Origin of the sequence: Polynucleobacter sp. MWH-Creno-3A4 (genome assembly GCF_018881885.1) — a bacterium.
GTDB lineage: Bacteria > Pseudomonadota > Gammaproteobacteria > Burkholderiales > Burkholderiaceae > Polynucleobacter.
Genome location: NZ_JACXSA010000001.1, coordinates 1,432,399 through 1,445,767, shown reverse-complemented (window position 1 = coordinate 1,445,767; position 13,369 = coordinate 1,432,399). Strand labels below are relative to the sequence as shown.

Annotated in this window: 12 protein-coding genes and 1 tRNA gene; 1 reads left to right on the top strand and 12 read right to left on the bottom strand. The window is 46.9% G+C overall.

Annotated features, from left to right (window positions below):
• Nucleotides 1-11: 11 nt before the first annotated feature.
• On the bottom strand, nt 12-1,223 hold the full coding sequence (gene odhB, locus IEN92_RS07375) for a 2-oxoglutarate dehydrogenase complex dihydrolipoyllysine-residue succinyltransferase (RefSeq protein ID WP_216162015.1): 1,212 nt from the start codon (nt 1,221-1,223) through the stop codon (nt 12-14).
• Nucleotides 1,224-1,263: 40 nt separating this feature from the next.
• Nucleotides 1,264-4,119, bottom strand: a complete 2,856-nt coding sequence (locus IEN92_RS07370; protein WP_215376414.1) for a 2-oxoglutarate dehydrogenase E1 component — start codon at nt 4,117-4,119, stop codon at nt 1,264-1,266.
• A 300-nt stretch (nt 4,120-4,419) separates the two neighbouring features.
• On the opposite strand from IEN92_RS07370, the gene IEN92_RS07365 reads away from it, so the two are divergent.
• Entirely contained in the window at nt 4,420-5,118 is a 699-nt protein-coding gene (locus tag IEN92_RS07365; RefSeq protein WP_216162010.1) for a helix-turn-helix domain-containing protein, read from the top strand.
• Between the two features lie 82 nt (nt 5,119-5,200).
• Here IEN92_RS07365 and IEN92_RS07360 read toward each other — a convergent pair whose 3' ends face one another.
• The 10 genes from IEN92_RS07360 to thrS form a co-directional block, all read right to left on the bottom strand.
• Complete coding sequence (locus IEN92_RS07360) at nt 5,201-5,485, bottom strand: H-NS family nucleoid-associated regulatory protein (protein WP_216162007.1); 285 nt, start codon at nt 5,483-5,485, stop codon at nt 5,201-5,203.
• A gap of 273 nt (nt 5,486-5,758) precedes the next feature.
• Nucleotides 5,759-5,835, bottom strand: a tRNA-Pro gene (locus IEN92_RS07355).
• A 25-nt stretch (nt 5,836-5,860) separates the two neighbouring features.
• A complete protein-coding gene (locus IEN92_RS07350; protein WP_216162004.1) occupies nt 5,861-6,211 on the bottom strand; it encodes a MerR family transcriptional regulator in 351 nt (116 codons plus the stop codon).
• Entirely contained in the window at nt 6,189-6,512 is a 324-nt protein-coding gene (locus IEN92_RS07345; RefSeq protein WP_215376399.1) for an integration host factor subunit alpha, read from the bottom strand. Before IEN92_RS07345 ends, IEN92_RS07350 begins: the two co-directional genes overlap by 23 nt.
• 49 nt (nt 6,513-6,561) lie before the next feature.
• On the bottom strand, nt 6,562-9,018 hold the full coding sequence (pheT, locus tag IEN92_RS07340; protein ID WP_216162000.1) for a phenylalanine--tRNA ligase subunit beta: 2,457 nt from the start codon (nt 9,016-9,018) through the stop codon (nt 6,562-6,564).
• Between the two features lie 22 nt (nt 9,019-9,040).
• Nucleotides 9,041-10,087, bottom strand: coding sequence for a phenylalanine--tRNA ligase subunit alpha (gene pheS / locus IEN92_RS07335; RefSeq protein ID WP_216161997.1), 1,047 nt, complete (start codon nt 10,085-10,087; stop codon nt 9,041-9,043).
• 25 nt (nt 10,088-10,112) lie between these two features.
• Entirely contained in the window at nt 10,113-10,478 is a 366-nt protein-coding gene (gene rplT, locus IEN92_RS07330) for a 50S ribosomal protein L20 (protein WP_011902675.1), read from the bottom strand.
• A gap of 25 nt (nt 10,479-10,503) precedes the next feature.
• The gene (gene rpmI, locus IEN92_RS07325) at nt 10,504-10,701 is read right to left on the bottom strand and encodes a 50S ribosomal protein L35 (RefSeq protein WP_011902674.1); all 198 of its coding nucleotides are present in this window, start codon (nt 10,699-10,701) and stop codon (nt 10,504-10,506) included.
• Between the two features lie 151 nt (nt 10,702-10,852).
• On the bottom strand, nt 10,853-11,377 hold the full coding sequence (infC, locus tag IEN92_RS07320) for a translation initiation factor IF-3 (RefSeq protein ID WP_215376865.1): 525 nt from the start codon (nt 11,375-11,377) through the stop codon (nt 10,853-10,855).
• 42 nt (nt 11,378-11,419) lie between these two features.
• Nucleotides 11,420-13,342 (bottom strand): threonine--tRNA ligase, encoded by a 1,923-nt coding sequence (gene thrS, locus IEN92_RS07315; RefSeq protein ID WP_216161994.1) that lies wholly within the window; start codon nt 13,340-13,342, stop codon nt 11,420-11,422.
• Nucleotides 13,343-13,369: the final 27 nt, after the last annotated feature.

Genomic DNA, 13,369 nt, shown 5'->3' with positions numbered 1-13,369 from the left:
ATCTTCCCTTCTTACAAATCAAGGAGAAGGCGTGAAGGATCTTCCAACGCATCCTTCATAGCAACCAAACCAAGCACTGCCTCGCGACCATCAATGATGCGGTGATCATAAGAGAGGGCTAGATAGTTGATTGGGCGTACAACCACTTGACCATTCTCAACTACAGCCCGGTCCTTAGTGGCATGAATACCCAAGATCGCAGATTGCGGAGGATTGATGATTGGTGTGGAGAGCATGGAACCGAAGACACCACCATTAGAAATGGAGAATGTACCGCCGGTCAGCTCTTCAATGGATAACTTACCATCACGCGCCTTAGCGCCAAACTCAGCAATTTTCTTTTCGATGTCAGCCAAATTCATTTGATCAACATCACGCAAAATAGGTACAACCAAGCCACGTGGTGAACTTACGGCAATACCAATATCAAAGTAGCCGTGATAAACGATGTCGTTACCATCAACAGAGGCATTTAGCAGTGGGAATTTCTTTAAAGCGTGGGTAGCTGCTTTCACAAAGAAAGACATAAAGCCTAACTTCACACCGTGAACTTTTTCAAATTGATCTTTGTACTTATTACGCATTGCGATCACTGGCGCCATATTGACTTCATTGAAGGTTGTCAAGATGGCGTTATTTGCTTGTGACTCAAGCAAACGCTCAGCAATACGAGCACGCAAGCGGCTCATTGGTACACGCTCTTCAGGACGGTCACCCATCGGAATTGGTGCACTTGGAATAGCTGCAGACTTTGTCCCGCCAGCGGCTGCATTCAGAGCATCCCCTTTGGTAATGCGACCATCACGTCCAGAACCAGAAACCTGGCCAGCACTGATATTGTTTTCAGCCAAAATCTTAGCGGCGGAAGGTGCTGCTGCAGCGGCTGATGATTTTGCTGGAGCTGCGGCCACTGGGGCAGCAGCTGGTGCGGCTGCAGGAGCGGCAGCTTTTGCTGGAGCAGCAGCGGGAGCCGAAGCTACCGCAGTACTATCGATCTTGGCGATCAACTGCTCAGCAACAACTGTGCCACCATCGCCAACTACGATTTCAGTGAGAACGCCTGCTGAAGGTGCTGGCACTTCCAGAACTACCTTGTCGGTTTCAATTTCGATCAAGATTTCGTCTTGAGCAACGGCATCGCCGACCTTCTTTTTCCATTGCAATAAAGTTGCTTCAGCAACAGATTCAGAGAGTTGTGGAACTTTAACTTCGAAAATAGCCATGATTAATCCTAGTGATGTATATGTTGAGTGATGAAAACGATTATTTCGTAATCACGTAACCTTTAAGTTTGGCAAATGCCGCATTTAATAAAGCCTTCTGCTGTTCTTGATGGAGATGTGCGTAACCACAAGCAGGTGAAGCGGATGCAGGACGACCTGCATAAGCCAACTTCATACCATCAGACATGTTTTCCAAAATATTGTGTTGCACGAAGAACCATGCACCTTGGTTTTGTGGCTCGTCTTGACACCACACCACCTCTTCTAGTTTTGGATATTTCTTTAACTCAGCAGTCAATGCTTTATGCGGGAATGGATAAAGCTGCTCGAGACGAATGATGGCCGCATCTGTGATTTTCTTCTCAGTACGCTGTTTAGCCAAGTCGTAATAAACCTTACCAGAACAGATAATCAAACGGGTTACCAGTTTTGGATCGATCGCCTCATCACGCTCACCCAATACCGTGTGGAAGCCACCCTTAGTAAATTCCGATAAAGGAGATGCTGCTTCTTTATTGCGAAGCAATGATTTTGGAGTCATCAAGATCAGCGGCTTGCGGAACTGACGAATCATTTGACGGCGCAACACGTGGAAGATCTGTGACGCTGTCGTTGGCTGAATCACTTGCATATTGGTATCAGCACACAATTGCATAAATCGCTCTAGGCGTGCAGAGGAATGCTCAGGACCTTGACCTTCATAACCATGAGGCAACATCATGACCAAGCCATTTGCACGACCCCACTTCACTTCGCCTGAGGCGATGAATTGGTCGATCACTACTTGAGCACCATTGGCAAAGTCGCCGAACTGGGCTTCCCAAATTGTCAGGGTGTTTGGCTCAGCAGCGGCATAGCCATACTCAAAGCCAAGCACTGCCTCTTCTGAAAGAATCGAGTCAATCACCACAAACGGGGCTTGATCTTTAGTGACATGCTGAAGTGCAATATAAGTACCGGTATCCCACTTCTCACGATCTTGCTCATGCAATACCGCATGGCGGTGAGTAAAGGTTCCACGGCCACTGTCTTCACCAGATAAGCGAACTGGGTAGCCACTGGCAACCAAGGAGGCAAAAGCCATATGTTCGCCCATACCCCAGTCAACATTAACTTCACCACGACCCATTGCAGCGCGGTCGTTATAAACCTTGGCGACTAAGGGATGTGCCTTGAAGTTCTCTGGAATAGTTGAAATCTTTTCAGCCAAACGCTTCCACTCTGTCAATGGAATAGCGGTGTCAGCCTCATCGGTCCACTTCTTATTTAAGAATGGCGCCCAATCCACTGCAAATTTGCCTTTAAAGTTACTCAAGACTGGATCGGAAGTTTGCTTACCTTCATCCATGGCGGAGCGGTACTCTTTTACCATCAAATCGCCAGTCCCAGCAGGCAATGCCCCTTGAGCTTCTAACTTATCTGCATAGACCTTACGTGTTCCAGGGTGTGCAGCAATGATTTTGTACATCAAAGGCTGCGTCATCGCCGGAGTGTCTTGCTCGTTATGGCCCAATTTACGGAAGCAAACGATATCGATCGCTACATCCTTATGGAACTTCATGCGGAACTCAAGGGCTAGCTTCGTAGCCAACACTACAGCTTCGGGATCATCACCGTTTACATGCAATACCGGAGCATCCACCACTTTCATGATGTCAGTACAGTACAAGCTAGAACGCAAATCGCGCGGATCTGAAGTGGTAAAACCAATTTGGTTATTAATCACGATGTGAACAGTACCGCCGGTGGAATAACCCCGGACCTCAGACATCATCAATGTCTCTTGCATGACGCCTTGACCAGCAATCGCCGCATCACCATGCACTAATACTGGCATCACTTGCTCGCCCAACAAGTCACCACGACGCTCCATACGAGCGCGCGCAGAACCCTCCACTACTGGGTTCACGATTTCTAAGTGAGATGGGTTAAAGGCGAGTGATAAATGAACTGGGCCACCTGGGGTAGAGATATCACTTGAGAAACCTTGGTGATATTTCACATCACCCGCAGGTAAAGTCTCTGGACCCTTATGCTCGAACTCGGCAAACAAGTCCTTAGGCATTTTGCCCAAGGTATTGACGAGCACGTTGAGACGGCCGCGGTGAGCCATACCAATCACGATCTCTTGAACGCCCATGCTGCCGGCGCCGCGAATGAGCTCATCCATACAAGCGATAAAGCTCTCGCCACCCTCTAATGAGAAGCGCTTCTGGCCAACATACTTCGCTTGAAGATAGCGCTCTAAGCCTTCGGCCGCAGTAACGCGATCAAGGATTTGACGTTTCTCTTCCACATTGAATTGTGGGGTCGAGCGAATCGACTCTAACTTTTCTTGCCACCACTTCTTGATTTTTTGATCGGCAATAAACATGTACTCGACACCAATCGTGCCGCAGTAAGTCTCGCGCAATGCCTGCAATAAATCACGCAGAGTCATTTCGGTTTTGCCGAAGAATGTATTGCTGGTATTGAAGACGATATCCATATCGCCATCACTAAAGCCATAAAAGGCGGGATCTAATTCCGGAATATCTTGGCGCTCAGTGCGCTTCAAGGGATCAATATTGGCCCAGCGATTACCCACATTTCGGTATGCGGCAATTAATTGCTGAACTGCAACGCGTTTACGCCCCATCACGGAGTCAGCTGAATCAGAAATTGTTCTGATTGGACCTTGCTTGGCACGCTCTGCAAAGGAAGCAACAATTGGCGCATGGGCAATGTCGTTTCGAGAAGAGCCGTCGACCGCCGGGACTTGTTTCACGTTATCAAAATAGGCTCGCCAGTGATCCGCAACAGAGCCGGGATCCTGCAAGTAGGATTCGTAGAGTTCCTCTACGTAGGGTGCGTTACCGCCAAAGAGATAGGAGTTATCTCTTGATTCCTGCATCATGATGCTCACCTTTCATCGGGTTTCCCGAATAAAAACTGTGGTTATAACCATCCGCTACACGGCTGTACCGCTTCACGAATTGCTCTATGCAAATACTGGTACTACGACAGTAATTTAACACGATTAACCATTGATCCATAAAGGGCTTTCCCTGATTTGACGGGTTTCAGGGGTATTTCCCTATTCGCAGGAAATGAATAAGAACTTTCCTACCGGGCTTTAAAGATTTACTGGCAGATTCTGCTGGAGTTGATTTTTATTCTCTAAATCTTCAAGTGAATTAATGAAATTAAGGGAAATATGAAAACTGTTACTCCGAAAATGGAATATCTCAGCACTAGGCAGAGCGCCAAGATTTTGCAGGTGTCACTGGGCACTGTACAAAAAATGGTGGAATTGGGCGAATTGGTTGCCTGGAAAACCCGTGGCGGGCACAGAAGAATTCTTGCCAGCTCTTTAGACCAGCAATTACAGCGGCGTAAACGTGCAATGCGCCAAAAAACCAGCCAACACTGTATTGCAATGGGCATATTCCGTAGATCAGAAAACAGTCAGGACCTTCTGGAATCCATTCAAGATTGGCAACTGAAGGTAGAAATGGAAGTATCCGTAGATAGCCTAGAAGGACTCATGAAGGCTGTCTCAATCGCCCCAGATTTGATCTTTTTAGATGCCCTCATTCCGCCTGTGGAACAAGTACATTTAATCCATTATCTGAGCAAAAACAAGGACACACAGAAGATTCCTATCCTAGTAGATGAAGGTTTTATCAAACTCCACCCAGGAGTTTTGGCCCTCGCCGATGAGAATCACGGAAAAAGGCTAGCGCTTGGTGAAAATCTCGAAGAAGCGCTGGAAAATGACTTAATTGAGCTCAACCCACTCATTATTCCCTACCCAGCGACCAATCCAGAGACCGATCAATCTTGGCCTCAGGGCGGCTGGCATGAACTGCTAGAGCCCATCTTTATAGAGGCATTATCCAAAAAATGCGCATAAGCCACGGTCTAAGCTAATCCTAGGGCATCAATGCAATAAGGCCGCAAATGCGGCCTTATTACTCAAACTGGGTGAATCTAGATTAGATCAGGTAATTACTGCGATCTTTACCATCAATCCATTTAGGCGCTTTACCGCGACCCGTCCAGGTCTCGCCTGTGGATGGGTTACGGTATTTAGGGGCTACCTTACCACCTGCACTTTTACCGCCGGCTTTACGGCTGAATAGATCTGATGCACTTAAGCCATATTGCTCAATGATGGCTTTAGCCTTAGCGATGCCGTCAGCCTTTTCAAGGGCAATTGCTTCTTTAATCTGTTTATCTAACTGCTCACGCTGAGCTAATAGGTCTTTATAAGAAGGCATTGATATTTTTTTCTCCGAATAATAGGTTATTTGAAATAGCTTTAATAATATTAATAGGTTAATTATATATAGATTTATTAATCTAGCAATATATTCATATTAACCTTTAATTTCAAGGCTTTAATAGAATAAATAATGCCTAATCTACATAATCTTTATAATTAATATAATCGATTATGGTGAATTTTTAAGTAAATCAGGAATTAAAACAGGCTCACGGCTACTGAATTGAGAATAACTAAGACGTGAATGTTGGAGTGAGGCAGGAATTCGTGGTCGGGGCGAGAGGATTTGAACCTCCGACCACATGCACCCCATGCATGTACGCTACCAGGCTGCGCTACGCCCCGACGAAAGACAAAATTGTATCAGTAACTATTTAGACAGAATCTGCAGGACAGCTTGCAGTTCTTCGCGCAAACGCAGTTCGCCGCGGGCTTCATCAAGACGGTTTCTGGCGCCGCTGATAGTGAATCCCTCTTCATAAAGCAGCGCTCTAATCTTACGAATCAATACGACTTCATGATGCTGGTAGTAGCGGCGATTGCCACGACGCTTTTGGGGGCTCAGTTGTGAAAACTCCTGCTCCCAGTAACGCAGGACATGGGAACGGACGCCACACAACTCGGCCACTTCACCAATGGTGAAATAGCGCTTAGCGGGTATTGGGGGAAGTTGAGAGCTCGGTAAGGCCGAGCTGGCATCAAACTCGGTTTTCTCGAGCATGTGACTCCACTACATCTTTCAGCTTTTGACTTGCGTGAAAAGTAACTACACGTCTTGCCGCTATTGGAATCATTTGGCCTGTCTTTGGGTTTCGGCCAGGACGAGCCGATTTATTACGCAACTGGAAATTACCAAAGCCGGAGATTTTTACTTCAACACCAGATTCAAGGGACTGACCAATGCGATCAAAGAAAGCATCAATCATATCTTTTGCTTCACGCTTATTTAAGCCTACCTGATCAAAGAGCGCTTCTGATAATTCATTTTTGGTAACAGTGTCGTTGGTATTGATTTCGCTCATTGCCAGTCTCATTTATAACAATTTATTTGATGTTTTCGTAATACTAAACCTAGCGCAGACGCGCTGCGCACTTTTTTTCCACTGCGCCCAATAAAGCAGCCATAACTGCATCAATTTGGGGATCCTGTAGCGTTTCTTGCGAATTTAACAAGGTCACACGGAAAGCTAAACTCTTTTCATCTTCAGCCATGCTGCTTGAGCCAGCCTTTGGCTTGAACTCATCAAAGAGCTCAATCGTGCGGACAAAATTTTGCTTAGAGGCTGTCATCGCATCCAATAATGATTGTGCTGAAACAGCCTGCTTTACAACTACAGCTAAATCGCGTTGCACTGCCGGAAACTTACTTAATTCTTCTGGCTGGGGTAAGCCCAGCTCTCTGATCGGCTCTAAATCGATTTCAAAAAGTACTGGCGCCTGTGGAAGCTCATAAGCCTGTTGTAAGCCTGGATGCAATTCACCAATCCAGCCTACTGCAATGTTGTTGGCTTTGGTTTTAAGAAAGATTTGAGCAGAACGACCGGGATGCAATGCGGGATGCTGTGCAGCTTCGGTAACAAAATGCAAAGGATCCAGAGCTCGCTCTAAATCGCCCTTCACATCAAAAAAATCCACTACTCGATTAGCACTTGCCCATTGCTCTGGTACAAACGCTCCGTAAGCCAAGCCACCCATCTTCTGGGGCTGTACAAAGCTAGCCACCTTGCCAGGCTCTTCTTGAACGCTGGAATCCCGCTTAAATACACGGCCAAGCTCAAAAAGTCTTACACGACCAGCGCCACGATTTAAGTTGGCCTTGAGATTGTTTAATAAACCACCCCATAAAGTGCTGCGCATCACGCCATACTGATTAGCGATTGGATTGAGTACTTTAATGAGGTCTTGTTCTTGTGCACCAGCAAGGCGTTGCTCACTTTCAAGATCAGTAAATCCAAAATTCACGGCCTCTTGATAGCCTTGCAATGCCAAACGCTGACGTAGCAAATGAATACCCCGCTTCGCTTCAGCTTTAGCACTCATTTTGAGCGAGGCCACTGGAGGTTGGTCAGGAATATTTTCGAAGCCGTACATACGTGCAACTTCTTCAATTAAATCTTCTTCAATTTCAATATCAAAACGATAGCTTGGAGGGGTAACAATAAAGACATCACCCTCTTGCTTGAATTCAAAACCGAGACGCTTAAACACATCGGCAACCACTTCTTTAGTAAGCGGAATACCAATGACTTTTTCAGCGCGTGCTAAACGCATATTGACTGTTTTACGCTCGGGTACATTGAGTACTTGATCATCTATCGGGCCGGCTTGACCGCCGCATACCTCTAAGATCAGAGAACTTAGGTACTCTAGGCAATTCACTGTGTTTTGTGGATCGACACCACGCTCGAAACGATGAGCCGCATCAGTGCTGAAATTAAAGCGACGGGCACGACCCTGAATTGCTGAAGGCAACCAATAAGCTACTTCAACATAAATATTCTTGGTGTTGTCAGATACAGCGCAATGGTTGCCCCCCATAATCCCTGCAAGAGCAACGGGGCCATTTTGATCAGCTACTACACCAGCATCCTGCAATTTGCCGGCTGAATCTAAACCCTGCAAGCTTACTGTTTGACCATTGAGCAACTCTAGCGTTTCACCAGTCTTAGCCCAACGCACAGTAATGTCACCTTCGAGCTTATCGATATCAAACACATGAGTGGGTTGACCCATCTCTAACATCACATAGTTAGAAAGATCTACTAATGCAGAAATACTTCTTTGACCCGCTCGTGATAAACGCTTCACAATCCAATCAGGGGTTTTAGCTTGTGGGTTCACGCCACGAATGACTCGGCCAGCAAAACGTCCACAGAGCTCAGTATTTTCTACAGTCACTTTGCGTTTCTCATCAATTGATACTGCGGGCGTCTGCCATTGAGGTTTACAGAGAGTAGCGCCAGTGATTGCAGAGACTTCTCTGGCCATACCTAGCAAAGACAAGCAGTCTGCTTTATTTGGGGTTAACTTGATGACAAAAACCTGGTCATCCAAGTCAAGATACTTACGAATATCTTCGCCAACAGGCGCATCGGCTGGCAACTCAAGAATGCCTTCGTGATCTTCACCAAGACCAAGCTCGCGACCTGAGCACAACATGCCTTGACTCTCAACGCCACGCAGCTTACCTACCTTAATCATAAAAGGCTTGCCGCCCGCTTCGGCTGGGGGTAGCTCAGCGCCGACTAGGGCACATGGAATCTTGATCCCAGCACGGGCATTGGGTGCGCCACAAACAATTTGCAATTCCTGACCTGTGCCAGCATCTACTTTGCAAACGCGTAGGCGATCAGCATCAGGATGTTGCTCAGCAGATAAAATTTGTGCAACTACGATTTTGGTAAATGCTGGGGCTACGGAATGTTGCTCCTCTACTTCTAGGCCAGCCATCGTCATGGCGTGACCTAATGCATCACTATCGAGTGATGGGTTCACATACTGACGGAGCCAAGATTCAGAAAATTGCATAGCGCGATCTAATTAGTATTTGTTATGCAGGAAACTGCGCCAAGAAGCGCAAATCGTTTTCAAAGAACAGGCGCAAGTCATCAACGCCATAACGCAACATGGTTAAGCGCTCTAAACCAGAGCCAAATGCGAAGCCAGTGTAGCGTTCAGGGTCAATCCCCATATTGCGCAATACATTGGGATGCACTTGCCCCGCCCCGGAAATCTCTAGCCAACGGCCGGCAAGTTTGCCGCTCCCAAAGGCCATATCGATTTCAGCAGAAGGTTCTGTAAATGGGAAATACGAAGGACGAAAACGCACTTGCAATGTATTCGTTTCAAAGAAGGTTCTCAAGAAATCGGTATAGACCCCTTTGAGATCCGCAAATGAAACGCTTTCGGCAATCCATAAGCCTTCAACTTGATGGAACATCGGGGAATGCGTTGCATCACTATCCACACGGTAGGTTCTGCCTGGTGCAATCACCTTAATTGGCGGCATGACATCTGCATGAGCATATTTTTTGACATGCTCACTGGCATAGCGCACCTGAATTGGACTCGTATGAGTACGCAATAGCAGTGGCTTTCCGTTGCCATCTTTGCCGTCAATGTAAAAAGTATCCTGCATTGAACGTGCAGGATGATTCTCTGGACTATTTAAGGCTGTGAAATTAAACCAATCGGTTTCAATTTCAGGGCCATCTGCTACATCAAAACCAATCGAACGGAAGATCTCCTCCACCCGCTCCCAGGTGCGCATCACGGGATGCAGGCTTCCCACTGCTTGGCCACGACCAGGCATAGAGACGTCGATGGACTCTGCCGCTAGACGTTGCAGCAACACAGCATCCGCCAAAGCTTGGCGACGCTCTTGCAATGCCGCCTCTACTTGGGTTTTGATTTGATTAATTTGGGCGCCAGCACTCTTGCGCTCCTCAGGCGACATTCCACCAAGCGCTTTTAAACGCTCAGTGAGAACACCTGACTTACCGAGATACTTGGCTTTCGCGTCCTCAAGAGCTGGCACATCGGCAGCTCCGAGGAAATCACGTTTAGCATCCTCGACAATTTGGTCGAGAGAAACCATTGCAGCTTAGTTTAGAAAACTAAGATTAAGCTGCAGCGTTTACTACGGATTTGATCCGAGTAACCAAAGCAGCAAAAGCCGCTTTGTCAGCAATGGCCATATCAGAAAGCACTTTGCGGTCGAGTTCGATCGCAGCCTTCTTCATACCATTCATGAATACGCTATAGGTCATGTCATGCTGACGAACTGCCGCGTTGATACGAGCAATCCACAAAGCGCGGAATACACGTTTCTTGTTGCGACGGTCACGATAGGCATATTGACCAGCACGCATAACCGCTTGCTTAGCAATACGGAATACGTTTTTACGACGACCGCGGTAACCGGTTGCGGCATCAGTAATTTTTTTATGACGGGCTCTTGCTGTAACCCCACGTTTGACTCTTGGCATTGAATTCTCCTAATTTAGTCTGAGGTTAAGCGTAAGGAAGCATGGAGCGAATTGACTTAACGTCAGCTTTCGCAACTTCTGTGGAACCACGCAAATGACGCTTATTCTTTGTGGTCTTCTTCGTGAGGATGTGGCGTTTGAAAGCCTGACCTCGTTTGATCGTTCCGCCTGCGCGAACCGTGAAGCGCTTCTTCGCGCTACTCTTGCTCTTCATCTTGGGCATAAAGCACCCCTTCTTCTACTTGTGCAACATAGGTGGTAACCGACGGTCACTCTTCCTGTACCCAGAAGCACTTCTAACTACCGGCACCCTCAGCGATTCACTTCGGGCACCTCCCTACATAAGAAAAAGATCGTTCCTAGGAATTGTCTTTTTACTTAGCCTTACGAATGGGGGCCAATACCATCACCATCTGGCGGCCTTCCATTTTTGGAAACTGTTCAACTTGGCCAAACTCTTGTAAGTCCAACTTCAAACGCTCCAACATTCTTGCTCCGATTTCTTGGTGGGCCATTTCACGACCCCGAAACCGCAACGTAATCTTTGTCTTATCGCCATCTTCCAAAAAGCGGATTAGATTGCGTAGCTTCACACCATAGTCACCATCATCTGTGCCGGGACGGAATTTCACTTCCTTCACTTGAATCACTTTTTGCTTCAGCTTAGCTTCATGCTGACGCTTGGCTTCCTGGTACTTGAATTTGCCAAAGTCCATGATCCGGACTACAGGTGGTTCAGCTGTCGGAGCAATTTCAACCAAGTCGGTATCTTTCTCTTCCGCTAAAGCCAGGGCTTCACTCAACTTAACTACACCAATGGGTTCTCCATCAATTCCAATCAAACGCACTTCAGGAGCAGTAATTTCCCGGTTAATGCGCTGCAATTTTTCAGTAGCGATCTTCTTAATTCCTTTAAAAAAACAATAAAAACCGGTCTACCCCTAGCTAGGCTCGGGTCCGACTTTCTGGGATATATCCTGCTGGAGTCGGGCAACGAAGGCATCAAGAGGCATTACACCTAAATCCACTCCGCCACGGGCACGAACGGCCACCGTATTACTTTCAGATTCTTTATCCCCTACAACGAGCAAAAATGGGATCTTCTGTAATGCGTGCTCGCGTATTTTATACGTAATTTTCTCGTTCCGCAAATCGGATTCAACTCTAAACCCTTGTTTTTTCAGCATTTGCTGCACTTGTTGTGCATATGCAGCAGAATTTCCGGAGATATTCAGGACTACCGCCTGGGTTGGAGCTAGCCAAACTGGCATGTTTCCAGCGTGGTTTTCGATCAAAATACCAATAAAACGCTCTAAGGAGCCCACAATTGCCCTATGAAGCATGACTGCAGTCTTGCGGCTATTGTCTTCAGCCACATATTCAGCCCCTAAACGGGCTGGCATGGAGAAATCAACCTGAATCGTGCCGCACTGCCAAGTCCGGCCAATAGAGTCCTTGAGGTGATATTCGATCTTCGGACCGTAAAAAGCACCCTCGCCTGGCAATTCTTCCCATTCTTGGCCGGAAGCCTTTAATGCACCACGGAGGGCCTCTTCTGCTTTATCCCAAATAGCGTCATCACCCACTCGCTTAGCCGGACGCAAGGCCAACTTTACGGCCACTTCAGTAAATCCAAAATCTTGATAAACCGCGCGTACTGCTTTATCGAATGCAGCGACTTCAGATTGAATCTGATCTTCTGTACAGAAAATATGCCCATCATCTTGAGTAAAACCGCGCACACGCATCAAACCATGTAAAGCACCCGATGGTTCATTACGGTGGCATTGGCCAAACTCACCAAAGCGTAATGGCAACTCACGATAGCTATGTAAACCAGAGTTATAAATTTGCACATGACCTGGACAGTTCATCGGCTTTAATGCATACGCACGATTTTCTGACTCAGTCGTGAACATGTTTTCTTTGTAGTTTTCCCAGTGACCAGATTTTTCCCAAAGACCACGATCCAAAATCTGTGGTGCCTTGACTTCTTGGTAACCCTCTTGTTGATACACGCGACGCATGTATTGCTCAACCTCTTGCCAAATAGACCAGCCTTTTGGATGCCAGAAAATTAAGCCTGGGGCCTCTTCTTGGAAATGGAATAAATCGAGCTCCTTACCAAGGCGTCGATGATCACGCTTCTCGGACTCCTCAAGCATATGCAAATAGGCATCTTGATCTTCCTTACGCAACCAAGCAGTGCCATAAATCCGCTGCAACATTTCATTTTTGCTATCGCCACGCCAGTAAGCGCCAGCCAGCTTCATAAGCTTAAAGACTTTCAGCTTTCCTGTAGAAGGCACATGGGGGCCGCGACATAAGTCAGTGAACTGACCTTCCGCATATAAGGACACATCCTCATTTTGTGGAATGCTGGCAATAATTTCGGCTTTGTAATGCTCGCCCTGATCTTTGAAAAACTGTACTGCTTCATCACGGGGCAACACACTACGGACTACTGGCTCGTCTTTTTTAGCGAGCTCAGTCATTTTCTTTTCTAGCGCTATTAGGTCATCTGGTGTGAATGGACGATGATAAGAAAAGTCGTAATAAAAACCATTGTCTATCACTGGACCAATCGTGACTTGCGCCTCTGGAAATAACTCTTTGACGGCGTAAGCTAACAAGTGTGCAGTCGAGTGACGCACAATCTCCAAGGCCTCAGGACTCTTGTCCGTGATGATGGCTAATTGACTGTCTTTATCAATGACAAAGCTGGTGTCAACCATCTTGCCGTCAACAATGCCGCCTAGGGCAGCTTTTGCCAAACCACTACCGATACTTTGAGCGACATCCGCAACGCGAACTGGGGCCTCAAATTCACGTTTTGATCCATCGGGTAGCGTTACTACAAGCATGATGACTCCATCTTATTTACTGAACTT

Bases quoted from the DNA above. Each gene is read 5' to 3' on its own strand.
- pheT (WP_216162000.1), bottom strand. From the start codon at position 9,018: ATGCAATTTTCTGAATCTTGGCTCCGTCAGTATGTGAACCCATCACTC.
- IEN92_RS07370 (WP_215376414.1), bottom strand. From the start codon at position 4,119: ATGATGCAGGAATCAAGAGATAACTCCTATCTCTTTGGCGGTAACGCA.
- IEN92_RS07365 (WP_216162010.1), top strand. From the start codon at position 4,420: ATGAAAACTGTTACTCCGAAAATGGAATATCTCAGCACTAGGCAGAGC.
- IEN92_RS07350 (WP_216162004.1), bottom strand. From the start codon at position 6,211: ATGCTCGAGAAAACCGAGTTTGATGCCAGCTCGGCCTTACCGAGCTCT.
- IEN92_RS07345 (WP_215376399.1), bottom strand. From the start codon at position 6,512: ATGAGCGAAATCAATACCAACGACACTGTTACCAAAAATGAATTATCA.
- rpmI (WP_011902674.1), bottom strand. From the start codon at position 10,701: ATGCCCAAGATGAAGAGCAAGAGTAGCGCGAAGAAGCGCTTCACGGTT.
- IEN92_RS07360 (WP_216162007.1), bottom strand. From the start codon at position 5,485: ATGCCTTCTTATAAAGACCTATTAGCTCAGCGTGAGCAGTTAGATAAA.
- pheS (WP_216161997.1), bottom strand. From the start codon at position 10,087: ATGGTTTCTCTCGACCAAATTGTCGAGGATGCTAAACGTGATTTCCTC.
- thrS (WP_216161994.1), bottom strand. From the start codon at position 13,342: ATGCTTGTAGTAACGCTACCCGATGGATCAAAACGTGAATTTGAGGCC.
- odhB (WP_216162015.1), bottom strand. From the start codon at position 1,223: ATGGCTATTTTCGAAGTTAAAGTTCCACAACTCTCTGAATCTGTTGCT.
- rplT (WP_011902675.1), bottom strand. From the start codon at position 10,478: ATGCCAAGAGTCAAACGTGGGGTTACAGCAAGAGCCCGTCATAAAAAA.